Source organism: Streptomyces sp. CBMA123 (assembly GCF_014596465.1).
GTDB lineage: Bacteria > Actinomycetota > Actinomycetes > Streptomycetales > Streptomycetaceae > Kitasatospora.
In genome coordinates, this window is sequence record NZ_MECK01000608.1 from 19,583 (window position 1) to 41,545 (window position 21,963).

At 73.1% G+C, this 21,963-nt stretch carries 19 protein-coding genes and 1 pseudogene; 10 read left to right on the plus strand and 10 right to left on the minus strand.

Translation table 11 applies throughout. The features are described from left to right. Positions 1-140: 140 nt before the first annotated feature. Positions 141-473 carry a hypothetical protein gene (locus tag BG452_RS38790; protein WP_188309038.1) on the minus strand — a complete coding sequence of 111 codons (333 nt, stop codon included), beginning with the start codon at positions 471-473 and terminating at the stop codon, positions 141-143. Between the two features lie 189 nt (positions 474-662). Then, the gene (locus BG452_RS38795) at positions 663-1,544 is read right to left on the minus strand and encodes a polysaccharide deacetylase family protein (protein WP_188309039.1); all 882 of its coding nucleotides are present in this window, start codon (positions 1,542-1,544) and stop codon (positions 663-665) included. Positions 1,545-1,782: 238 nt separating this feature from the next. On the opposite strand from BG452_RS38795, the gene BG452_RS38800 reads away from it, so the two are divergent. After that, positions 1,783-2,640 (plus strand): SAM-dependent methyltransferase, encoded by an 858-nt coding sequence (locus BG452_RS38800; protein WP_188309040.1) that lies wholly within the window; start codon positions 1,783-1,785, stop codon positions 2,638-2,640. Between the two features lie 31 nt (positions 2,641-2,671). Here the strand turns inward: BG452_RS38800 and BG452_RS38805 are convergent, their stop codons facing one another. Continuing rightward, the gene (locus BG452_RS38805; RefSeq protein WP_188309041.1) at positions 2,672-3,541 is read right to left on the minus strand and encodes an Fpg/Nei family DNA glycosylase; all 870 of its coding nucleotides are present in this window, start codon (positions 3,539-3,541) and stop codon (positions 2,672-2,674) included. Positions 3,542-3,968: 427 nt separating this feature from the next. Here BG452_RS38805 and BG452_RS38810 point away from each other — a divergent pair, with 427 nt between their 5' ends. The 5 genes from BG452_RS38810 to BG452_RS38830 all read left to right on the plus strand — a co-directional run bounded on the left by BG452_RS38810 (position 3,969) and on the right by BG452_RS38830 (position 7,421). Further along, positions 3,969-4,478 carry an SRPBCC family protein gene (locus BG452_RS38810; RefSeq protein ID WP_188309042.1) on the plus strand — a complete coding sequence of 170 codons (510 nt, stop codon included), beginning with the start codon at positions 3,969-3,971 and terminating at the stop codon, positions 4,476-4,478. Between the two features lie 98 nt (positions 4,479-4,576). Then, entirely contained in the window at positions 4,577-5,236 is a 660-nt protein-coding gene (locus BG452_RS38815; protein ID WP_188309043.1) for a hypothetical protein, read from the plus strand. A gap of 128 nt (positions 5,237-5,364) precedes the next feature. Next, positions 5,365-6,159: a thioredoxin domain-containing protein gene (locus tag BG452_RS38820; RefSeq protein WP_188309044.1), complete on the plus strand. Its 795-nt coding sequence runs from the start codon at positions 5,365-5,367 to the stop codon at positions 6,157-6,159. Beyond that, complete coding sequence (locus tag BG452_RS38825) at positions 6,156-6,773, plus strand: vitamin K epoxide reductase family protein (RefSeq protein ID WP_188309045.1); 618 nt, start codon at positions 6,156-6,158, stop codon at positions 6,771-6,773. Before BG452_RS38820 ends, BG452_RS38825 begins: the two co-directional genes overlap by 4 nt. A gap of 66 nt (positions 6,774-6,839) precedes the next feature. Beyond that, positions 6,840-7,421, plus strand: coding sequence for a dihydrofolate reductase family protein (locus BG452_RS38830; protein WP_188309058.1), 582 nt, complete (start codon positions 6,840-6,842; stop codon positions 7,419-7,421). 17 nt (positions 7,422-7,438) lie between these two features. Here BG452_RS38830 and BG452_RS38835 read toward each other — a convergent pair whose 3' ends face one another. The 3 genes from BG452_RS38835 to BG452_RS38845 form a co-directional block, all read right to left on the minus strand. Continuing rightward, on the minus strand, positions 7,439-8,437 hold the full coding sequence (locus BG452_RS38835) for an adenosine deaminase (protein ID WP_188309046.1): 999 nt from the start codon (positions 8,435-8,437) through the stop codon (positions 7,439-7,441). 70 nt (positions 8,438-8,507) lie between these two features. After that, positions 8,508-9,803, minus strand: a complete 1,296-nt coding sequence (locus BG452_RS38840) for an MFS transporter (RefSeq protein ID WP_188309047.1) — start codon at positions 9,801-9,803, stop codon at positions 8,508-8,510. Beyond that, the gene (locus tag BG452_RS38845) at positions 9,800-10,393 is read right to left on the minus strand and encodes an ArsR/SmtB family transcription factor (RefSeq protein WP_188309048.1); all 594 of its coding nucleotides are present in this window, start codon (positions 10,391-10,393) and stop codon (positions 9,800-9,802) included. Before BG452_RS38845 ends, BG452_RS38840 begins: the two co-directional genes overlap by 4 nt. Before the next feature lie 128 nt (positions 10,394-10,521). Here BG452_RS38845 and BG452_RS38850 point away from each other — a divergent pair, with 128 nt between their 5' ends. Next, complete coding sequence (locus BG452_RS38850) at positions 10,522-10,803, plus strand: DUF6158 family protein (RefSeq protein WP_188309049.1); 282 nt, start codon at positions 10,522-10,524, stop codon at positions 10,801-10,803. 121 nt (positions 10,804-10,924) lie between these two features. After that, on the plus strand, positions 10,925-12,313 hold the full coding sequence (locus BG452_RS38855; RefSeq protein ID WP_188309050.1) for an NADP-dependent succinic semialdehyde dehydrogenase: 1,389 nt from the start codon (positions 10,925-10,927) through the stop codon (positions 12,311-12,313). Positions 12,314-12,343: 30 nt separating this feature from the next. Here BG452_RS38855 and BG452_RS38860 read toward each other — a convergent pair whose 3' ends face one another. Both BG452_RS38860 and BG452_RS38865 read right to left on the minus strand, forming a co-directional pair. Continuing rightward, on the minus strand, positions 12,344-12,628 hold the full coding sequence (locus BG452_RS38860; protein ID WP_188309051.1) for a hypothetical protein: 285 nt from the start codon (positions 12,626-12,628) through the stop codon (positions 12,344-12,346). Positions 12,629-12,677: 49 nt separating this feature from the next. Further along, positions 12,678-13,619 carry a Ku protein gene (locus tag BG452_RS38865; RefSeq protein ID WP_188309052.1) on the minus strand — a complete coding sequence of 314 codons (942 nt, stop codon included), beginning with the start codon at positions 13,617-13,619 and terminating at the stop codon, positions 12,678-12,680. A gap of 330 nt (positions 13,620-13,949) precedes the next feature. Here BG452_RS38865 and BG452_RS38870 point away from each other — a divergent pair, with 330 nt between their 5' ends. Beyond that, positions 13,950-15,392 carry an amino acid permease gene (locus BG452_RS38870; RefSeq protein WP_188309053.1) on the plus strand — a complete coding sequence of 481 codons (1,443 nt, stop codon included), beginning with the start codon at positions 13,950-13,952 and terminating at the stop codon, positions 15,390-15,392. Between the two features lie 761 nt (positions 15,393-16,153). Here BG452_RS38870 and BG452_RS38875 read toward each other — a convergent pair. Both BG452_RS38875 and sbnA read right to left on the minus strand, forming a co-directional pair. Next, positions 16,154-17,623: pseudogene (locus tag BG452_RS38875) on the minus strand (condensation domain-containing protein); the annotation flags it as partial. Further along, a complete protein-coding gene (gene sbnA / locus BG452_RS38880; protein WP_188309054.1) occupies positions 17,527-18,558 on the minus strand; it encodes a 2,3-diaminopropionate biosynthesis protein SbnA in 1,032 nt (343 codons plus the stop codon). The gene sbnA and the pseudogene BG452_RS38875, both read right to left, overlap by 97 nt. 244 nt (positions 18,559-18,802) lie before the next feature. On the opposite strand from sbnA, the gene BG452_RS38885 reads away from it, so the two are divergent. Beyond that, positions 18,803-21,963: non-ribosomal peptide synthetase (locus tag BG452_RS38885; protein WP_188309055.1), on the plus strand; the 3,161-nt coding region annotated here is incomplete at its 3' end.

Consider the following 21,963-nt stretch of genomic DNA (forward strand, 5'->3'; position numbering starts at 1 on the left):
ACGAGGCGCCGGCGACCGGGCCGGACAGTTCGACGCTACGCCGCCAGCCCGGCCCGGGCCACCCCGACCGACAGACGGCCCGGCGATCGGTGCACTACCGATCGCCGGGCCGTCCCGCGGGTGAGCCGATTCCGTCGGCCTCAGGAGAAGACGACCGAGCGCAGCTTCAGCCGGTCGCCGAGCCGCTTGCCGGGGTTCATCACGTAGTAGGTGTCACCGTGGCAGCCGAAGTCCAGGAAGACCGTCGCCGTGGACCTGGTGAAGTTCTCCGGCGCGAAGGCCGGGGTTTCCTCCGTTGCACCGAACAGGTCGATGCACTTTCCGCTCTCCGGGTCGGCGATCCCGGCCGGGACACCGGGGAGGCGCCCGACCTTGTAGAGGAAGTCACCGGTCGCGGCGTTGGCCGACATCGGGACGGCGAGGACGAGGGCGGCGGCGCTGGCCACGGCGAGGACAGCATTGCGGAGACGCATGATCAAGGGCCTTTCAGGCGGTACCCGGGGTACCTGCGGAAACTGGTGCGGTATCACCCTAGAAGCCCAAAAACCGCAGAAACGGTTCTTCAAATCCACCCATTCGAGTGGTTTAAACAGCAAAGCCATTACCCGAACCATGGGCATATGCCGCAGATATTCGAGGCTGAAATTCCGCCTTTCATATCTTCAGTTCGGCGGCGCCGTGAACAAGTACCCCGAGTCGATCAGCACCGGCAGGTACGTCTTCAGCGCCGCCACCGTCTGCGAGCGGTCCCCGCCGCCGTCGTGGTTGAGCACGATCGAGCCGGGCCGGACCTCCTTGAGGACGGTGTCGATGATCGCCGAGGTCCCCGGCCGGGACCAGTCCCGGGGGTCGACCGTCCAGCTCATGTTCCGCAGCCCGAGGTCGGCGGCCACCCTGAGCGACACCGGCGAGAAGTCCCCACCGGGCGCCCGGAACCAGGTCGGCAACCGCCCGGTGGTCCGTTGCAACAGGTCACTGGTCCGCTCCAGCTCGTCCCGCACGGCACTCTCGGACATGTGCCGCAGGTCCGGGTGGGTCCAGGTGTGGTTGGCGATGTGGTGCCCCCGGTCCGCGATCTCCCGCACCAGGGCCGGGTGTTCCACGGCGTTCTCGCCGATCAGGAAGAAGGTCGCCCGGATCCCGTGCTGCTGGAGCAGCGCGAGCACCTGGGGCGTGTACCGGGGGTCCGGCCCGTCGTCGATGGTGAGCGCCACCACCCGCTGCGCCGGGTCCAGCTCGTACACCGGCTTGCTCTCCGCGTCACTGAGCGCCTTGCGGACGGGCTGCACGCCCGACGTGCCGGCGGCGGAGGGCGTGGCGGAGGCGGCGGCGGACGGCGGCACCGGGGAGGGCGTCGGGGAGGACGTGGCCGAGGGCACCGGGGCCCCCGGTGTCTCCGTCGCCAGGACCTCCGTCCGCCCCTCCGGAGCGGCGGCGACCCCGTCCCCTCCGCTCCAGGGGCCCTTGCAGGCGGAAGCGCCGCCGAGCAGCGACATCCCGGCGGCGACCAGCAGCAGCCTCCGCGAGGTGATGTGGGAGGCCATCGGGAACTTGATATGACGATCAGACAGCATTCTGGATGCTTGCCCCGCGGGTCACCACCGCTCCCCGAGGGCAACTCAGACGGCTCCGATCACCACTCCGACGGCCCACACCGGGGCCCCGCCACCCCGCCACCCCGGCCCGTCGACGGATCTTCCCCGACCGGACGCCCCGGTTCCCCCCGGGGCCGCTACGCTGTGCCTTCCCCAGTGTGATGATCTGCCATCAGAGGACGTGGCCATGACGACAAGTCAGGACTTCCCCCAGCAGGGCCCGCAGGACGACGACGCCGAGCTGAGCCAGTGGGAACGTTTCGGCGTCGACACCACCACTCCGCACTCCGCACGGGTCTACGACTACTGGCTGGGCGGCAAGACCAACTTCCCGCCGGACCGCGCCATGGGCCAGGCCATCGAGGAGGCTGTGCCCAGCGTCAAGGAGATGGCCAAGGCCAACCGGTCCTTCCAGGGCCGGGCCGTGCGCCACCTCGCCCGGGAACACGGCATCCGCCAGTTCCTCGACCTCGGCACCGGCATCCCCACCTCGCCGAACACCCACGAGATCGCCGAGGCCGTCAGCCCCGGCACCCGGGTGGTCTACGTCGACAACGACCCGATCGTGCTCGCCCACGCCCGCGCCCTGATGGTCTCCAGCCCGGCCAGCCGCACCACCTACATCCACGCCGACCTGCGCAAGCCCGAGGAACTCTTCGCCGACCCGGCGCTCACCTCCACGCTGGACCTCACCCAGCCCGTCGGCCTGCTGATGATCGCCGTACTGATGCTGATCGCCGACGAGGACGACCCGTGGGGCCGGGTCGCCGCGCTGCGCGACGCCCTGCCCGCCGGCAGCTGCATCGCCCTCACCACCCCCACCGCGGACTTCGCCCCGGAAGCGGTCGGCAAGGTCGCCGAAGCGGCCCGGGCCGGCGGAATGACCCTCGTCCCCCGCGGCTACGACGACGTACTCCGCTTCTTCGACGGCTGGGACCTGGTCGAACCGGGCCTCTCCCCAGTGCTCGCCTGGCGGCCCGACGGCGAGCCCCCCGCCGACCCGAAGGCCGCCTACTACTGGGGCGGCGTCGCCATCAAGCGCTGAACCCGGCACAACGCGGCTGTTGGGGCGAGCCTCACTTCAACAGCCGCGACAGCCGCCGGTCCGCCAGCGGCTTGCCCCCGGTCTGGCAGGTCGGGCAGTACTGCAGCGAGGAGTCCGCGAAGGACACCTCCCGCACCGTGTCCCCGCAGACCGGGCAGGGCTGACCGGTCCGCCCGTGCACCCGCAGCCCCAGCTTCTTCTCCGCCTTCAGCTCCCCCGCCGCCAGCCCGCGCGAGCGCTCCACCGCCTCCCGCAACGTGCCGCCGAGCGCCTCGTACAGCCGCGCCGTCTCCTCCTCCGTGAGGCTGGACGCCAGCTTGTACGGCGACATCCGGGCCGCGTGCAGCACCTCGTCCGAGTACGCGTTGCCCACCCCCGCCAACACGCTCTGGTCCCGCAGCACCCCCTTCAACCGACGCCGGTCGCCCCGCAACAAAGCGGCGAAGTCCCCCACCGTGAACCCCGGATCCAGCGGATCCGGCCCGAGCCTGGCCACCCCCGGCACCTCCGCCGGATCGCCCACCACATACACGGCGAGCCCCTTCTTCGTCCCCGCCTCGGTCAAGTCGAACCCGTCCCCGCCCTCCCCCGCCAGCCGCACCCGCAACGCCAACGGATTCCGCGGACTCGGACGCGGCGGCTCCGCGGGCAACCCGTCCTTCCACCGCAACCACCCCGCCCTGGCCAGGTGGACCACCAGGTGCAGCCCGCCCGCCTCGATGTCCAGGAACTTCCCGCGCCGCGTCACCGCCCCCACCGTCCGCCCCTCCAGCGCACTCACCGGCGGGTCATACGTCTTCAGCGCACTGACCGCCACCGGCTGCACCCGAGCGATCTCCCGCCCGACCAACCGCTCGGCCAGGAACACACTCAACGCCTCCACCTCAGGCAGCTCCGGCATGCGCCCAGTCTCCCGCACCCCCACACCACCCGCCCGCCCGCAGCCCGCCCCCAGCGGGCGCGCAGGGCGAAAGCCCGCGCGCCCGCAACACCCACACCCCCAAGCCACCCCCACCCACCCCCGCACCCCTCCCCCCACCTCCCCCACCCACCCACCCCCTCACCCCACCAGGCGAGAGGGACGCGCTGCGGAAGGGGGCGGCGCAGGGGGTGGCTGCGGAGAGGGGCGTGACGGGTGATTTTCAGACTGCCAACGGCGCCCAGCCCCCCTCGATGAGGGTCGGCAGTCCGAAAATCACCCAGCCCCCGGAGCGGCCACCCCCGGAGCCGCCCCCGGCACCCACCCACCCTCCCGAGAGCCCCCCGAAAACAGCACCCCCCTTTGCCCCCCACCCCCCAGAAGCGCAGGCTGGTCCGAAGGAGGCGCCATGACCACCCTTGAGGAACAGATCGACATCGCCGCCCCCGTCCTCGCTGCCTGGGAGCAACTGCACCGGGTGCACGAGTACCCGCAGTTCGTCGACGGAGTCCGCACCGCCCACCCCCACGGCCGCAACCTCGCCCACCTCGCACTGCAGGTCAGCGGGGCGGAGCGGTCGGTGGACACCGAGATCACCGACCGCGGCCGGGGCCGGGTGATGGCCTGGCGGACCCTGGACTCCGTCCACCTGAGCGGCGCGTTCGCCCTACTGCCGCTCGACCCCCGGCACACCCGGCTGCAGATCCGGGTGGAGTACGACCCGGAGGCGGTGCACCGGGAGTTCGGCGGGCCGCGCGGCTTCGCCCAGGCCGGGGCGATCGAGCGGGCGGTGCGCGGGGACCTGGAGCACTTCCGGGAGCTGGTGGAGGCCCGGGTGACCGCCGCCGACGACCACCCGACCACCCCTCCCGACCATCCAGTCGACAGCCACCCGACCACCCCTCCCGACCATCCATAAGAACCACATAAGCCCAGCTCAGCACAGGTGGTGAGGCTGTTCACAGCCCGCCACCGACCAGGCCGTTCCACTTTCAACCTGTGGCAGACTCGGATGCCATGGACATCGGCCCGGTCACCAGGACGCTCCGCGCGGCGGTCTTCGCCGCGCTGGTCGTGCTGCTCGCCGGCCTCGGCCAGGTGCTGGTCACCGGCCGGACGCTCCCGGTCGGGACGATGGGCCTGGCCGCACTCGGCGTCTTCGCGCTCGCCCTCGCCCTGGCCGGCCGCGAACGCGGCTACCCGGCGATCGCCGCGGCGTTCCTGCCGCTCCAGTTGGGCGTCAGCGCCCTGTTCGACCTGGCGCAGCGCTCCTGTCCGTCCCTGCCGCCCGAGGCCGGGCACGGTCTCCGGCCGCTGCTGTGCGGTGGCGGCTCGCTCGGCGGCTTCCTGCTCGGTCACGGTGTGTCCCAGCAGGCCGACGTCCTGCTGCTCCTGCTGCTGCACACGGTGATCGCGCTGGCCGGGGCGTTCTGGCTGCGCCGCGCGGACGCCGCGCTGGCCGGTCTCGCCCGGGCGGTCCGGATGCTGGGCGAGTTCCTGCACCGGCACCTGCCGGCCGCCGCCCGCTGGCTGCGGCTGCTGGCCGCGCCCGTCCCGGCCCGCCCGGTGGTCCGGGTGCCGTTCCCCCGGGCCAGCCGCGCACTGGTCCCGGCCGAGGACGTGGTGGTGCGTCCGGCCGTCCGGCGTGGTCCGCCGGTGTTCGCCCTGGCCGTCTGAGCGACTCCAGGCAAGTCCCCCCTCAGTCGGCCCTCTCGCCCCTCACCGCGCCCCAGCGCCCCCGCCCCGGCGCCCGCGCGCCAGCGCCCGCGCGCCCCCGCACGCCCGAGAGCACAGGACGACACCCCATGAGCAACACCCGTAAGACGCACCAGAAGACCAACGCCACCGACCGCATGCGCGAGGCCCGCGCCCAGGCCGAGCGCTCCGACCGGATCCGCCGCCGGGTGGTGGTCGGCGCCGCCTCCGCCGCCGTACTCGCCCTCGCGGCGGGTGTCGCCTTCGCCGTCGGCGGCCCCTCCGGCTCCTCCTCGGACACGGCCGCGAACGGCCCGCTGGTCGTCCCCGCCAACGCGGGCGGCACCAACGGCACGGTGATCACCTACGGCAAGGCCGACGCGCCGCACACCCTGGAGATCTACGAGGACTTCCGCTGCCCGTTCTGCGAGCAGTTGGAGACCACCACCGGCACGACCATCCAGCAGCTCGCCGACAACGGCACGTACAAGATCGAGTACCACCTGGCGACGTTCCTGGACAAGAACCTGGGCGGCAAGGGCTCGCGCACCGCGCTGGCCGCCGCCGGGGCCGCGCTGAACGAGGGCGCGGACAAGTTCAAGGCCTTCCACGACGTGCTGTACGCCAACCAGCCGGACGAGCGCAGCGACGCCTTCGGCGACGTGAACCACCTGCTGGACCTGGCCGGCCAGGTGCCCGGTCTGAAGACGGACGCCTTCGTCAAGGCCGTCCAGGACGGCAGCTACGCGCCGTGGGCGGCCAAGGTGAACGAGGAGTTCAACAACAGCGACGTCACCGGCACCCCGACCGTCAAGCTCGACGGCAAGAAGCTGGACGTGCTGACCAACGGCAAGGCCGCCTCGCCCGAGCAGTTCACCGCGATGGTCAAGCAGGTGACCGGGTGACGGCGCCCGCCCCCGCCGCGCGGACCTTCGGCGCGAGCCGCCCGTTCGCCTGGCTGCTGCTGATCGGCGGCGCGGTCGGCCTGTTCGCCTCGACGGTCCTGACCCTGGACAAGATCCGGCTGCTGAAGGACCCGTCGTACGTCCCGAGCTGCAACATCAATCCGATCATCAGCTGCGGCTCGATCATGCGCAGCGAGCAGGCGGAGGCCTTCGGCTTCCCCAACTCGCTGATCGGCCTGGTCGGTTTCGGGGTGGTGATCGCGATCGGCGCCGGGCTGCTCGCCGGGGCGGCGTACCGGCGCTGGTTCTGGCTCGGGCTGCAGGCCGGGACGGTCTTCGGGGTCGGCTTCGTGACCTGGCTGATGTACCAGGCGCTGTACCGGATCGGCGCGCTGTGCCCGTACTGCATGGTGGTGTGGGCCGCGATGATCCCGCTGTTCTGGTACACCACCCTGCGCAATCTGCGCTCCGGCGTGATCCCGGTCGGGCCGCGGGCGCGGACGGTGGTGCGGGAGGCCGCGCGCTACCACTGGGTCGTCCCGGCGCTCTGGTACGCGGTGATCGCGCTGCTGGTGCTCAACCGGTTCTGGTACTACTGGAGCACCCTGCTCTGATCCCCGTCCGCCGCCCCCGCCGCGCCACGGCCGGGGCGGCGGACCCTCCCCTCCGTGAGGTCGCCGATGCGCCGCAGGATCGTCCTCTTCATGAACGTGTCCCTGGACGGCTACTTCGAGGGCCCGGGCCACGACCTCGGCTGGCAGCACGTCGACGACGAGCTGCACACCCATTTCAACCGGGTCCTCGCCCGCATGGGTGGTTTCGTGTCCGGCCGGCGGACCCACGAACTGATGGCCTCGGTCTGGCCCACCGCCGACCAGGACCCGGCCGTCGACGGCCCGATGAAGGAGTTCGCGGGCATCTGGCGCGCGATGCCGAAGACCGTCTTCTCCCGCACCCTCGACCACGCCGACTGGAACACCACCGTCGTCCGCGAGGTCACCCCCGAGACGGTCGCGGCCCTCGCCGCCCGCCCCGAGGGGGACCTCTGCCTCGGCGGCGCCGAGCTGGCCCAGGCCTTCCTGGCCCAGGACCTGATCGACGAGTTCCGGATCTACGTCCAGCCCGTCGTCCTCGGCCGGGGCACCCTGCTGTTCCGCCCCGCCGAGCACCCCCTCCCGCTCACCCTGCTGGAGACCCACCGCTTCACCGGCGGCGTCACCCTGCTGCACTACGCCCGCAGCGGGCCGTCACCGCTCGGCTAGCGGGCGGCGGCGGGCCGTCAGCCCTCGACCGGTTCGAAGGTGAACCGCTCGACCTCGGCCAGGAGTTCGGCCCGGCGCCGGTCGTCGATGAAGGAGGCCCGGAAGGAGTTGGCGGCCAGTCGGCGCAGGGTCTCCTGGTCGAGGGCCAGGGCCTGTCGGACGGCGCGGAAGTTGTCCTCGACGTAGCCGCCGAAGTAGGCCGGGTCGTCGGAGTTGACGGTGACCAGCAGGCCGGCGTCCAGCATCTCGCGCAGCGGGTGGTCGGCGAGGGTGTCGATGCAGCGCAGCCGGACGTTGGAGAGCGGGCAGAGGGTGAGCGGGATCTGCTCGCGGACCAGCCGGGCGACGAGTTCGCCGTCCTCCAGGCAGCGCAGCCCGTGGTCGATCCGCTCGACGCCGAGGACGTCCAGCGCCTCGGTGACGTACGAGGCGGGGCCCTCCTCGCCCGCGTGGGCGACCCGGCGCAGCCCGGCCTCGGCGGCGCGGCGGTAGACCTCGCGGAACTTCGCCGGCGGGTTGCCGACCTCGGCGGAGTCCAGGCCGATGCCGGCGATCCGGTCGAAGTACGGGCGGGCGGCCTCGAAGGTGTCCAGCGCGGACTCGGCGGACTCGTCGCGCAGGAAGCACATGATCAGCTGGGTGCTGATGCCGTACCGCTCCTCGCTGCGGGACAGCGCCCGGGTCAGCCCGTCCACCACCACGCCGAGCGGCACGCCGCGCGCGGTGTGCGCCTGGGGGTCGAAGAAGATCTCCGCGTGCCGCACGCCCTGTTCGGCGGCCCGGGCCAGGTAGGCGTCCGCGAGGTCGGCGAAGTCCTGCTCGGTGCGCAGCACGGCCATCAGCGCGTAGTAGAGGTCGAGGAAGGACTGCAGGTCGCTGAAGGAGTACGCCTTGCGCAGTGCCTCGGTGTCGGCGTACGGCAGCGCGACGGAGTTGCGGGCGGCGAGGGCGAAGGCGAGTTCGGGTTCGAGGGTGCCTTCGATGTGCAGGTGGAGTTCGGCCTTGGGAAGCGGCATGGGCGATCTGTCCGAGCTGTCGGGGGTGGACCGGGGGTGCACCGGGGCGGACCTCACAATGCGGAGAAATTCATCCTACGATCTCCCCGATCTGCGGGGGCGCCGTGGGCAGTTCCCGCAGGCGGCGCAGCGGCGAGAACAGCGGCAGCGTCCCGGCCGCCACCAGCAGAGCGGTCATCACCCACATGGTGGGCCGCAGTCCGATCGCCGCGCCCAGCGCGCCACCGGTCAGGGCGCCGAGCGGGATGGTGGCGTGCACGGCGAACATCGAGCCGGCCGCGACCCGGGTGAGCAGCGCGGGCGGGGTGTAGGACTGCCGGAAGCTGCCGAGCACCACGTTGCAGAGCACCACCGCCGCGACGACACCGAGTGCGCCGAGCACGTACAGCGCCGTCCGGTAGCCCGGGGCGGCCAGCGGCATCAGCAGCCCGAGCGGTACCGCGGTGAGCAGGACGATCCGTACCGCGCGGGCCGTCCCCAGCCGGCGGCACAGCGGTCGGGCCGCGAGCGCGCCGAGCACGCCGCCGACCGCGGCGGCGGAGGCGAGGGCGCCGACCCAGCCGGGGGCGATCCGGGCCTCCCGGACCAGGAACAGCACCAGGATCGACTGGTAGCCCATGAGCGCGAAGTTCGCGGCCGCACCGAAGCACAGGAAGGCCCGCAGGTAGGGGTCGCGCAGCAGGAAGGACAGCCCCTCGCGGACCTGTCCGAGCAGGCCCGCCCGCTCGGGGGCCACCGGCTCCGGCCGGGCGCGGATCCGCAGCAGGGCGGCGGCCGCGACCAGGAAGCTCACCGCGTCGATGAGCAGTCCGGCTGCCGCGCCCAGCAGTTGGACGGTCAGCCCGGCGAGCCCCCGCCCGGCGACCTCGGCCGCCGAGCCGCTGCCCTCCAGTTTGGCATTGCCCTCGATCAGGCCCTCCGGCGCCACCAGTTCGGGCAGGTAGGCCTGTTCGGCGGCGCCGAAGAACACCGCCGAGACCCCGCCGAGGAAGGCCACGGCCAGCAGCTGCGCCAGGGTGAGCACGCCGAACCAGCCCGCCACCGGCACGCTCGCGAACAGCGCGGCGGAGCCGAGGTTGCAGCCGATCATCACGGCCCGCCGGGGCGCCCGGCCGACCCACACCCCGGCGGGCAGGCCGAACAGCAGCCACGGCAGCCAGACCGCGCTGGTCAGCAGGCCGGTGGCGAGCGGTCCGGCGTCCAGGGTGAGCACCGCGACCATGGGCAGCGCGACGGTGGTGACGCTGCTGCCCAGCCGGCTGACGGTCTGGCCGGCCCACAGCAGCCGGAAGTCGTGCTGGGCGAACAGGCCCCAGCGGGAGCGGAGTTCAGGTCCCGCGGGCGACGGCGCGAGGGTGGCGGTCACGGCCTGGCCGGGACGCTGTGGGCGAAGGCCAGGACGGTTTCGCGCTGCTGCCCGTCCTGGGGCACCGGGCGCTGCGCCCACTTCTGGATCACCTCGTGCAGGTCGGCCGCCAGTTCCCGGGCCTCTTCCGGGGTGAGCCGCAGCCAGGCCTGGGTGGCCACCGAGCAGCCGTCCCGCCAGTCGGGCCGATAGCCGCCGCGCCGCACCGCCCATTCGCGGACCAGCTCGGCCTGGCGTTCCAGCAGGATCGATCCGGCCGCATCGGCGACCGCCTCGGCGACCGGGTCGCCGTCGAAGTCGGCCCTGGTCCAGCTGAGTTCGCGGTCGGCCAGCCGCCACCACCGCTCCCGCCGGTCCCGGGCGAACTCGGGCGCCTCCTCGATCAGTCCGCTCTCGGCCAGCACCTTCAGGTGGTGGCTGACGTTGCCGACCGCCTGCCCCGTGCGCTCGGCCAGCTTCCCGACGGTGGCCGGGCCGTCGACCTTGAGCAGGTCGATCAGCCGGCGGCGCAGCGGATGGGTGAGGGCGGCGAGCACCCGGGAGTCCTGGATCTCCCGGGCGCCGCGCGGTTGGTCCGTGGTGTCGTCCATGCCCGGAGAATACCTACGAGAGCTCTTGTACGACAGCTCTTTCACAACACCTCTTGTGCACTGCGAACGGGTGCGCCGGCGCCGGGCACCCGACACTGGAGGAGGGGCCCGCGCCGAGGAGGTACGAGATGCGGCACGCCAACGACCCGCACGTCCGGCCCGGGGGCGTCTCCCCGCACGCCCTGGGCAACGACGTCCTGCTGCACGAGCTGGAGCAGCTGCACCGCACCCGCCACGAGACCTTCCTGTACGGCTCGGAGGAGGCGCTGAATCGGCACACGCTGCGCACCGGGGAGCTGGAGGCCGAGTACCTGCACCGCTTCCCCCACCGGCAGGTGACCGCCGCCCGGACCAGGGCCGGCGCCCGGGCCCGGGAGGCGGCGGCCCGGGTGGAGTCGCTGCCGGAGTGAGGGCCGGCACCGTTGCCCGGCGGGACACGCCGGGCAGCGGTGGCGCGCCCGGGGGCGGGCCGTCGGGGAGGGTGTGAGGGCGCAGACGCACCGGACCCTCACCCGCCACTGGGAGCCCCTCATGCCCATCGCCAGCGTCAACCCCGCGACCGGCGAGATCATCCAGACCTTCGAACCGCTCGACGCGGCCGGCGTCGAGCGGCGGCTGGCCCGCGCCGAGGCCGCCTTCCACGGCTACCGCAGCACCCCCTTCGCCGCCCGCGCCGAACTGATGCACCGCGCCGCCGACCTGCTGGCCCGGGACCAGGAGCCGCTGGCCCGCACCATGACCGCGGAGATGGGCAAGCCGCTCGCCGCCGCCCGGGCCGAGGCCGCCAAGTGCGCCAAGGCGATGCGCTGGTACGCCGACCACGCCGAGGCGCTGCTCGCCGACGAGCACCCGGCCCCGGCCGACGTGGCCGACAGCGGGGCCGCCCGCGCGTACGTCCGCTACCGCCCGCTCGGCCCGGTGCTCGCCGTGATGCCGTGGAACTTCCCGTTCTGGCAGGTGATCCGCTTCGCCGCCCCGGCCCTGATGGCGGGCAACGTGGGCCTGCTCAAGCACGCCTCCAACGTGCCGCGCACCGCGCTCGCGATCGAGGAGCTGTTCCGGCGGGCCGGCTTCCCCGAGGGCTGCTTCCAGACCCTGCTGATCGGCTCGGGCGCGGTCGAGGGCGTGGTCCGGGACCGCCGGGTCGCCGCCGTCACCCTCACCGGGAGCGAGCCGGCCGGGCGGGCGGTCGCGGCCGCCGCCGCGGACGAGGTGAAGAAGGCGGTGCTGGAACTGGGCGGCAGCGACCCGTACGTGGTGCTGCCGAGCGCCGACCTGGACGCCGCGGTGGGCACCGCCGTCCGGGCCCGGGTGCAGAACAACGGCCAGTCCTGCATCGCCGCCAAGCGCTTCATCGTGCACACCGACGTCTACGACCGCTTCACCGCCGCCTTCACCGAGGCGATGCGCGCGCTGCGGATCGGTGACCCGATGGACGAGGCCACCGACGTCGGCCCGCTGGCCAGCCGCCAGGGCCGGGACGACCTGGAGGAGCTGGTCGAGGACGCCCGCACCCACGGCGCCCGGGTCGAGTGCGGCGGCAACCGCCCGATGGGCTGGGACACCGGCTGGTTCTACGAGCCGACCGTCCTGACCGGCGTCACCCCGGCGATGCGGATCCACCAGGAGGAGACCTTCGGCCCGGTCGCCACCGTCTACCGGGTCGCCGACCTGGACGAGGCGGTGGCGCTCGCCAACGACACCCCGTTCGGGCTCAGCTCCAACGTCTGGACCACCGACCAGGACGAGCAGGAGCGCTTCGTCCGCGACATCCAGGCCGGCGGGGTGTTCTTCAACGGCATGACCGCCTCCCACCCGGCGCTGCCCTTCGGCGGGGTCAAGCGCTCGGGCTTCGGGCGGGAGCTGTCCGGGCACGGCATCCGGGAGTTCTGCAACGTCACCACGGTGTGGATCGGCTGAGCCCTCCCGGACGCCTGCCCCCCGGTCGGGTCAGGAGGCCGTTGTCCGGTGCCTGCCCCGGCCGGGCGTCGCCCAGCGGGCGACCACGCCGACCAGCGCGATGAAGGTCAGGAACCAGAAGAAGGCCATCAGCCCGATCATCGGATCCCACTCGGTCTGGACCTCGACCATGAGCAGACCGATCGAGAGCGCGACCATGAAGGTCACGACGGTGGGGCTGAGGCTGAGCAGCCAGTGCCAGGCCCGGTAGCCCAGGCTCGGGTTCCGCGGGGCGTCGGGGCCGGTGTCGAGTTCCTTGTAGGTGAGCAGGTCCATCGGGACCGCCTCCGGTGGTCGGGGGGAGGGGACTTCCCGGTCCGCGCGGTCAGGAGGCCTTGCGCGGAGCCGTGGACTTACGGGTGGAGGCCTTCTTCGCCGGGGCGGCCTTCTTCGCGGCCCCGGCCGTGGCCGTCGTGGTCTTCTTCGCCGCGGCGCGCTTGCGCGGTGCGGGCTTCTCGTCCTCCCGCGGCGCCTCGGCGGCCGGCGCGCGCCCGCCCTTGGCCTGCTTGAGGCTGCTGCGCAGCGCCTCCATCAGGTCGATCACGTTGTCCGGCGCCTCGCCGGGCTCCTCCTCGTGCGGCAGCTCGACGCCCTCCAGCCGGGCGGTGATCACCTGCTGGAGCGCCTGCTGGTAGTCGTCGTGCAACTGGGAGAGGTCGAAGTCCTCGGAGAGGGTGTCCATCAGCGAGCGCGCCATCTTGAGCTCCTGCGGCCGCACCGTGACGTCCTCCTCGGGCGCGATGCCGGCCGCCGGGCGGACCTCGTCGGGCCAGATGCAGGTCTGCAGGACGAGCGTCCCGTCGTGCACCCGCAGCACCGCGGGAGACTCCCGGGTGCGCAGCGCGATCTTGGTGACGGCGATCTGCCCGGACTCCGTCAGCGCGTCGCGCAGCAGGGCGTACGGCTTGGCGGCCGCCTTGTCGGCGACGCCCACGTAGTAGGCCTTGGAGAACATCAGCGGGTCGATCTCGGTCGCGTCCACGAAGGCCAGCACGTCGATGATCTTCTTGCTGGGCAGCGGCAGGTCGGCGAGGTCCTCGTCGCTGAGCGTGACCGTGCGGCCGTCGGGCGACTCGTAGCCCTTGGCGATCTCCGCGTACGGGACTTCCTTCTCCTCCTGCTCGCAGTACCGCTTCATCCGCACCCGGCCGCCGTCCTTGGCGTGCACCTGGTGCAGCGGGACGTCGTGCTCCTGGGTCGCGGAGTAGAGGTGGACGGGGATGCTGACCAGCCCGAAGCTGATCGTCCCCTTCCAGGTGGTCTGCATGGTTCCCACTGTGCGCGCGTTCCGCCGGATCGGCCACAGCGCGCTTCGCCGGGCCCGGGGTCGCCGGCTCCCAGCGGGGGATCCGGGCCGCCGCGGCGCCTGGCGGGTTCCCGCCAGGGTGACGATGAGTCAGATTTGAGGCTTTCCCGCCACTTTTCCACCCGCTCTGACCTGGCCTTTTGTGTTCGGTAAGCGAACAGTTATCAAACAGCTGTTCCGATACCCGGGCGTAGAAAGTAGGTTGCACCGCAATGCGCGGGTCTGTCCCCCACCCTCCGGCGCGACGAGCCGAGGGTCATGCCGCGCTGGAAAGAGCAGAGGACACCCTCCATGAGTGCGGACACCACCAAGCAGGCGGCGGACACCACCCAGGTCCCCCACCAGCTGGGCCCGGTCGGACACGGCGGCGACGGCCACCTGAAGGCCGGGCTCAAGAACCGGCACCTGTCGATGATCGCGATCGGCGGCGTGATCGGCGCCGGCCTGTTCGTCGGCTCCGGTGCGGGCATCGCCACCACCGGCCCCGGCATCCTGCTCTCCTACACCCTGGCCGGCGTGCTGGTGGTGCTGGTGATGCGGATGCTCGGCGAGATGGCGGCGGCCGACCCGCAGAGCGGCTCGTTCTCGGCGTACGCGGACCGCGCGCTGGGCCGCTGGGCCGGGTTCACCATCGGCTGGCTGTACTGGTTCTTCTGGGTCGTGGTGCTCGCGGTCGAGGCGACCGCCGGCGCCAAGATCCTCAACCAGTGGGTGCCGGGCGTGCCCCAGTGGGGCTGGGCACTGATCGTGATGGCCGTGCTGACCTCCACCAACCTGTTCTCGGTCGCCTCCTACGGCGAGTTCGAGTTCTGGTTCGCCGGGATCAAGGTGGTCGCGATCGCCGCGTTCCTGGTGATCGGCACGCTCGCCGCCTTCGGCGTGCTGCCGGGCACCCACGCGGTCGGCACCAGCAACCTGACCGGCCACGGCGGCTTCCTGCCGCACGGTGTGGGCGCGGTGTTCACCGGCATGCTCACCGTCGTCTTCGCCTTCATGGGCAGCGAGATCGTCACCCTGGCGGCCGGCGAGTCGGAGGACCCGGAGAAGGCGGTCAGCAAGGCCACCAACAGCGTGATCTGGCGCATCGGGATCTTCTACCTGGGCTCGATCCTGCTCGTGGTGACCCTGCTGCCCTGGGACTCCGCCGCGATCAAGGACAGCCCGTACGTGGCGGTGCTGGACCACGTGGGCATCTCGCACGCGGGCCAGGTGATGGACGTGATCGTGCTGACGGCGGTGCTCTCCTGCCTCAACTCCGGGATGTACACCGCCTCCCGGATGGCCTTCTCGCTCGGCCAGCGCGGCGACGCCCCGAAGGCCTTCGCGACCGTGAACAAGCGCGGCGTGCCGATGGTGGCCATCCTCTCCTCGGTGGTCTTCGGCTTCATCGCGGTCTTCTTCAACTACACCTCGCCGAAGACCGTGTTCTCCTTCCTGCTGAACTCCTCGGGGGCGATCGCGCTGTTCGTCTGGCTGGTCATCTGCGCCACCCAGCTGCGGATGCGGAAGATCATCGAGCGCGAGATGCCCGAGCGGCACACCGTCCGGATGTGGCTGTACCCGTACCTGACCTGGGTCGCCATCGGCATGATCAGCTTCGTGATGGTCTACATGTTCACCGACGCCGACGGCCGCAAGCAGATGTACCTGTCGCTGGTCGCCGCGGCGATCGTGCTCGGCGCCTCGGCCGTGGTGGGCCGACGGCGGCGGGCCGCGGTGGCGGCGGGCTCCTGACCCGTCCGCGCCGCGCTTGAACGCCGGGCCCGGGAGCCGTTGCGGAGGCTCCCGGGCCCGGTGCCGTTCGCACCCGGCCCCGGCCCGGCATCCGGGCCGGGGCCGGGCCGGCTCCCGAGCCGCCGTCGGGCCGCCATCAGCCGGTCACACTGCGTCGATGTCGGCGCCACCCCCGTGTGAGCCCGCCCACAGGGGGTTTCGCATCTACGGCCCTGGATAGTTGTCACGGTCGGCGCGCCCGGCATCGAGCACCGCCCGCGGCCCGCCGGACGCCCACCCCGCCGCCCGGGCCGGCCTGAAGAACCCAGGCCATCGAGCCTCCCGGCCTCCGCTTCCGTCGGCGCAGCCCGCCCGCGACCCTCGGACGCCAAAACCGGACAAACCTCCCCAAAGTCATCGGCGTGTCCGGCCGCGCCCGCCCCTCGGCCACTACCCGGCGTAGTAGCGAGCGCCTTTGCCACCCGTCCCCGGCCCTGCCAAGAATGGCCCGTCGCCAGGCAGCGCCGGCCGGCCCCGTCCGCCGCGCGCAGCCCGCCCGCCCCGCCGTTCTCCGCCGGGGAGACCTGTTCACGGCCGTCCCGGACGGCCGGCGCGTCGGGCCGCTCGGCGGCGACCGCGCGCACCCGCTCCACCAGGCCCTGGTCGGGGGCGGCCGTACGGTCCCAGTCGCCGAGCAGTCCGAGCGGCTCGCCGTCCGCGCCCAGGCCGATCCGGCCGAGCGGGCGGTCGCCGGGCATGGTGGCGAGGATGCCCAGGAAGGCCGAGAACCGGGCCAGGTGGGTGGCGAGTTCGGCGGCGGTGTAGAGGGCGGGATTGCCGTCGAGGTGCAGTTCCACCGTGCCGTCGTCGGCGTTGAGGACGGTCAGGATGAGGTCCTTGACGATGCCGGTGGAGAGGTTGACCACCAGGCCCCGGCAGTCCGGGCCGAAGGCCAGTTCCGGGTCCTGGGCGAGCACGTTGATGAACGGTCCGAAGGGGCGCTGGTCGTCGATCCGCAGACCGATGTCGCGACGGATCCGGTCACCGCGGTAGCGCTGGTGCTGGAGGGCCCCGGCGACCTCGCGCCAGGCCGCGCGCAGCAGTTCGGTACGGGTCAGCTCCGGCCGGATCCGGACGGCCAGCGGCAGGTAGTTGGCGAGCATCCCGGGGATCGCCCGGCTGACCGCGCCGACCCGGCCGGTGACCGGCAGGGTGAGCAGCGGCGCCGTGACGCCGGTGACCCGCTGGGTGTAGGCGGCCATCGCGGCGACCATCAGCACCGGCAGGGTGACCTTGCCGTCCTGGGCCAGGGCGTGCAGCGCGGTGGTGGTCTCCGGGGAGAGCCGGACGGTCTCCCGCAGGGCGACCCGGGCGGGGGCCGGCTCCTGCTCGGAGAGCGAGACCAGTTCGGGCCGCGGGCCGTACCGCTCGGAGGTGAGCCGGTCGGTCCAGTGGTCGCGGTCCTTGCCGACCATCTTGGAGTCGAGGTAGCGGCGTTCGGCCTCCAGCAGCTGGTGGAACGGCGGCATCGCGCCGTCCTCCGGCTCCGGCGTCCCGGCCCCGGCGCCCAGCCGGCCGTAGAGCCCGGCGAGCTTCGGGTAGAGCAGCCCGCGGCTGAAGCCGTCCGCGAGGATGTGGTGCATGCACAGGTAGAGCAGGTGGTGTTCGGGGCCGAGCCGGATCAGCGCGCCGCGGAACAGCGGGAAGTCGGTGATCTTGATCGGGTCGGCGTGGTCCGCCCGCATCCACCGTTCGGCCGCCGCCGACGGCTCCGGGTCGCCGGTGAAGTCCAGCCGCTTCAGCGGGAGCTGGGCGAGCGGGCGGATGATCTGGCCGGGCCCGCCGTCCTCCTCGACGAACTGCACCCGCAGCGCCTCGGCCTCGTGGCCCAGCTGCCCCAGGGCCCGGCCGAGCAGCTCGGGGTCGAGCGGCCCGCGCAGGTCGATGTAGTCCGCCATGTTGTAGGCCAGCGGCCCGGCGGCGAACTGTTCGTCGAACCAGATCTCGGCCTGCGCCGCGGTGAGCGGCAGGACCGCGCCCCGGTTCGTCGTCGTTGCTTCGTGCTCCGTCATCCCTGCCCCAGCCCGCTTCGAAGTCTCTGGCAACTCTCGGTACCCCGGTTCCGTGGTGACCCCCCGGACCCGGGCCGCCCGGCTCAGCCCGTCACGGCGTGCAGCCCGGCGTCGAGGCCGAGCCCACCGCGGGCGACGCCCGGCAGCAGGCCCTCCGGACCGATCGAGCGGGCCACCCATTCGTCGTGGTAGACGGTGTCCAGGTAGCGCTCGCCGAGGTCCGGCGCGATGGTCACGGCCGTCACCCGGTTCCGGACACCGCCCATGCCGTCGCCGTGGTGCTCGTCCAGCCAGCGCACCGCCCCGCTCACCGCGGTGCCGGTGGAGCCGCCGAACAGGAAGCCCCCGCGCATCAGTTCCCGGCAGGTGCGCACGGTGTCGCGCTCCTCGACGTGGATCGCGGGATCCACCAGCGAGTCGTCCAGCAGCGGCGGGCGGACGCTGGTGCCCAGGCCCGGGATGTGCCGGGGGGCGGGCGGGGTGCCGAAGGTGACCGAGCCGACGCTGTCCACCGGGACGACCCGCACCGAGGGGCGCCGCTCCCGGAAGTACCGGGCGCAGCCCATCAGGGTGCCGGTGGTGCCGGCGCCGACGAACAGCACGGTGAGGTCCGGGAACTGGCGGGCGATGGCGGGCGCGGTGGTGCGGTAGTGGGCCATCCAGTTGCCCGGACTGAGGTACTGGTTGAGCCAGACCCGCCGCTCGTCCTCGGCCAGCAGCGCCCGGACGTGCCGGATCCGCGCACCGAGGAAGCCCTCCTCCGGGTGCGGCTCGGTGATCACGTGCACCTCGGTGCCGTAGGACTCCATGGTCCGCCGGGTGGCCTCGTTGCAGCGGGAGTCGGTGACGCAGACGAACCGGTAGCCGCGCGCCGCGGCGAGCACGCTCAGCGCCACGCCCATGTTCCCGGAGGAGGACTCCACCAGCGTCGAACCGGGCCCCAACGCGCCGGACTCCTCGGCCCGGGCGACCATTTCCCGGGCCGCCTTCAGCTTGATGGACCCGGCGAAGTTGAATCCCTCCACTTTCAGGAAGAGGCGGTGCCCGAAGATCGGCTGAAGATTCACGAAGAGGTCACTGACCTCGAATTCGTGCGACGCGGAAATGACCGGCACGGGAAACTCCTGGCCTTCGGTGGCGAATTACCCTCGACGGCAAGCCTCCCGCCGGTCGCTGACGAGGAGCTGACGGATTGCTGACGGACCCCGCGCGATGCGCGTCGTCCCAGGTGGGGGTGCGCGTCAGCCGTCCGTCAGCTGCCGGTCAGTTGCCCGTCAGCGTCATCGGAAAACGTTTATTATTCCGTACGTGCACCGCACCTGCACCGCACTTGTGCGGGCCTTCCGTGAGGAGCCCGGTTTGAATCGGCAGTCCGCCATCAGTGAAGTCCTTCCGCTCTCGCCGCTGCAACAGGGACTGCTCTTTCTCTCGGAGTACGACCGCGCCGGGACGGACGTCTACACCATTCAGCTGGTGCTCGACTTCGAGGAGCTGCCCGAAGCCGAGGCCGCCGCCCTGCGCACCGCCGCGGGCGCGCTGCTGGAGCGGCACCCCAACCTCAGGGCCTGCTTCCGGCCGCGCCGCAACGGCGAGGTGGTGCAGGTGGTGCCGACCGCGGTCGCGCTGCCCTGGCGGGAGGTCGCGGTGCCGGGCGCCGGGGCGCAGGCCGACGCCGGGTTCGAGCGGCTGGCCGAGGAGGACCGGCTGCGCCGCTTCGACCTGGCCCGCCCACCGCTGCACCGGCTCACCCTGGCCCGTGCCGGGGACGGGCGCTGCCGGCTGCTGTGGACCGTCCACCACATCCTGCTGGACGGCTGGTCGATGGTCACCCTGCTCGGTGAACTCGCCGAACTGGCCGGCGGATCCGGGCCCGTCGAGCCGCCCGCCCGCTACCAGTCCCACCTCGCCTGGCTCGGCGCCCAGGACCGCGAGGCCGCCCGGACCGCCTGGGCTGCGGCACTGGCCGGGGTGACCGAGCCGACCCGGCTGGTGCCGGCCGGCCGCACCCGGGGCGAGGGCGCGGACGCGCTGCCGCGCTCCGTCCCGCTGGACCTCGACCCGGCGGTGGCGGAGCGGCTGACCGGCTTCGCCCGCGAACGCGGCCTGACCGTCAACGCGGTGGTGCAGGGCTGCTGGGCGCTGCTGCTGTCCCGGCTGACCGGCCAGTCCACCGTGCTGTTCGGCGCGGTCAGCTCCGGCCGGCCGGCCGGGCTCGCGGACGTCGAGCGGATGGTCGGGCTGTTCGCCAACACCCTGCCGGTCCGGGTGGACGTCGACCCGGAGCGCACCCCGGCCGAGCTGTTCACCGCCGTCCAGCAGGCCCAGACCGGGCTGCTGCCGCACGAGCACCTCACCCTGGCCGAGGTGCAGCAGCTCACCCCCGTGCGCGGTGAACTCTTCGACACCGCGCTGATGTTCCAGAACTACCCGATGGGCAGTCTGGGGGTCGCCGGCGACTCCAGGGTGACCGGCGTCGACATCCGCTCGGCCACCGACTTCCCGGTCACCCTCACCGTCTTCCCCGGCACGCCCTTCGGCCTCGCCGTGAACCACCTGCCCACCCTGGTCGACGCCGCCGAGGCGGAGCTGATCGGACGGCGCTTCGCCCGGCTGCTGGCCGCCGCCGTGGCCGCGCCCGACCGGCCCTGCGGCCGGCTCGACGTCCTGGACGAGGCCGAACGGGCCCGGATCCTCGACGCCCGCAACGCCACCACGACCCCGGCGCCGGGCCCCTGGCTCGCCCCGCTGCTGGCCGCCCAGGCCGCCCGCACCCCGGACGCCCCCGCCCTGCGGTGCGCCGGGCAGCGCCTGAGCTACCGCGAACTGCACGAACGGGCCGACGAGTTGGCCGGGCGGCTGGTCGCCGCCGGGGCCGGCCCGGAGCGGGTGGTGGCGATCGCCCTGGACCGCTCGACGGACCTCGTGGTGGCCGCGCTGGCCGTCCTCAAGTCCGGGGCCGCCTACCTGCCGCTGGACCCGGACCACCCGGTGGAGCGGCTGCGGCTGATGATCGAGGACGCCGCCCCGGTGGTCACCCTCACCCACCGCCGGGTGCGTGAACTGCTGCCGCTCGCCGGCGAGTCGTGGGTCCTGGACGACCCGGACGGCCTGCCGCCGGCGGCCGGTGCGGGCGTGTCGCGCGAGCCGTCCGGCGACCACCCGGCGTACGTCATCCACACCTCCGGTTCCACCGGGCGCCCCAAGGGCGTGGTGGTGCCGCACGCCGCGCTGGTCAACCTGGTCCGGGACATGGCCGAGCGCTTCGGCGTCACCCCGGCGGACCGGCTGCTCGCCGTCACCACCTTCGGCTTCGACATCGCCAACCTGGAGCTGTTCGTCCCGCTGGTCACCGGCGCCGAACTGCTGCTCGCCGACCGGGGGACCGTCCGCGACCCGGCTGCGCTGGCCGACGCCGTCACCGGGCTCGGCGCGACGGTGCTGCAGGCCACCCCCAGCCTGTGGCAGTCGCTCGCTGCCGACCACGCCCCCCGGCTGGCCGGCCTGCGCGCCCTGGTCGGCGGCGAGGCGCTGCCCGAGCCGCTGGCCCGCACCCTGACCGCGCACTGCGCCTCGGTGACCAACGTCTACGGCCCGACCGAGACCACCGTCTGGTCCACCGCCGCCGTCCTGGACGGGCGGCGGTCCGGCCCGCCGCCGATCGGCGCCCCGATCGCCAACACCCGGGCCTATGTGCTGGACGGCGCGCTGCGGCCGGTCCCGGACGGCACCTACGGGGACCTCTACCTGGCCGGCGCCGGCCTCGCCCGGGGCTACCTGGGCCGGCCCGGCCTGACCGCCGAACGCTTCACCGCCGACCCGTACGGCCCGCCCGGCAGCCGGATGTACCGCACCGGCGACATCGCCCGCTGGGACACCGGCGGCCGGGGGCTGGAGTACGCCGGGCGCAGCGACTTCCAGGTGAAGATCCGCGGCCACCGGATCGAGCTGGGCGAGATCGAGTCGGTGCTGGCCGCGCAGCCCGGCGTCCGGCAGGCCGTCGTCACGGCCGGCGCCGACCGGGCCGGGGACGTCCGGCTGGTCGCCCACGTGGTGCCGGCCGGCCTCGACCTGGACCGGCTGCGGGAGCAAGCGGCGCGGGCGCTGCCCGTGCCGATGCGGCCGGCGGTGTACGTTCCGCTGGACGAGCTGCCGCTGACCCCCAACGGCAAGGTCGACCGCAAGGCGCTGCCCGCCCCGGCGGAGGAGCGCGCGGGCACTGGGCGGGCGCCGGTGGGGGAGCGCGAGGAACTGCTCTGCGCGGTGTTCGCCGAGGCCCTCGGGCTGGAGCGGGTCGGCGCGGACGACGACTTCTTCGCGCTGGGCGGTCACTCGCTCTCGGCGACCCGGGTGGTCAACCGGCTGCGCTCCGAGCTGGGCGGGGACGTCCCGCTGCGGGCGCTGTTCGACGCCCGGACGGCCGAGGGGCTGGCGCGGGCGCTGTCCGGCGGCGGCCCGGCCGGCGGGGGAGCGGCGGCCGCCGGGGGAGCAGCGGGCGAGGCAGCGGCCGGCGGGGGACCGGT

What these genes read in the sequence shown, in the direction of transcription:
- BG452_RS38845 (WP_188309048.1), bottom strand. Translation starts at nt 10,393, where the DNA reads ATGGACGACACCACGGACCAACCGCGCGGCGCCCGGGAGATCCAGGAC.
- BG452_RS38870 (WP_188309053.1), top strand. Translation starts at nt 13,950, where the DNA reads ATGAGTGCGGACACCACCAAGCAGGCGGCGGACACCACCCAGGTCCCC.
- BG452_RS38810 (WP_188309042.1), top strand. Translation starts at nt 3,969, where the DNA reads ATGACCACCCTTGAGGAACAGATCGACATCGCCGCCCCCGTCCTCGCT.
- BG452_RS38850 (WP_188309049.1), top strand. Translation starts at nt 10,522, where the DNA reads ATGCGGCACGCCAACGACCCGCACGTCCGGCCCGGGGGCGTCTCCCCG.
- BG452_RS38805 (WP_188309041.1), bottom strand. Translation starts at nt 3,541, where the DNA reads ATGCCGGAGCTGCCTGAGGTGGAGGCGTTGAGTGTGTTCCTGGCCGAG.
- BG452_RS38815 (WP_188309043.1), top strand. Translation starts at nt 4,577, where the DNA reads ATGGACATCGGCCCGGTCACCAGGACGCTCCGCGCGGCGGTCTTCGCC.
- BG452_RS38790 (WP_188309038.1), bottom strand. Translation starts at nt 473, where the DNA reads ATGCGTCTCCGCAATGCTGTCCTCGCCGTGGCCAGCGCCGCCGCCCTC.
- BG452_RS38860 (WP_188309051.1), bottom strand. Translation starts at nt 12,628, where the DNA reads ATGGACCTGCTCACCTACAAGGAACTCGACACCGGCCCCGACGCCCCG.
- BG452_RS38820 (WP_188309044.1), top strand. Translation starts at nt 5,365, where the DNA reads ATGAGCAACACCCGTAAGACGCACCAGAAGACCAACGCCACCGACCGC.
- BG452_RS38830 (WP_188309058.1), top strand. Translation starts at nt 6,840, where the DNA reads ATGCGCCGCAGGATCGTCCTCTTCATGAACGTGTCCCTGGACGGCTAC.
- BG452_RS38835 (WP_188309046.1), bottom strand. Translation starts at nt 8,437, where the DNA reads ATGCCGCTTCCCAAGGCCGAACTCCACCTGCACATCGAAGGCACCCTC.
- BG452_RS38855 (WP_188309050.1), top strand. Translation starts at nt 10,925, where the DNA reads ATGCCCATCGCCAGCGTCAACCCCGCGACCGGCGAGATCATCCAGACC.
- BG452_RS38800 (WP_188309040.1), top strand. Translation starts at nt 1,783, where the DNA reads ATGACGACAAGTCAGGACTTCCCCCAGCAGGGCCCGCAGGACGACGAC.
- BG452_RS38865 (WP_188309052.1), bottom strand. Translation starts at nt 13,619, where the DNA reads ATGCAGACCACCTGGAAGGGGACGATCAGCTTCGGGCTGGTCAGCATC.
- BG452_RS38795 (WP_188309039.1), bottom strand. Translation starts at nt 1,544, where the DNA reads ATGGCCTCCCACATCACCTCGCGGAGGCTGCTGCTGGTCGCCGCCGGG.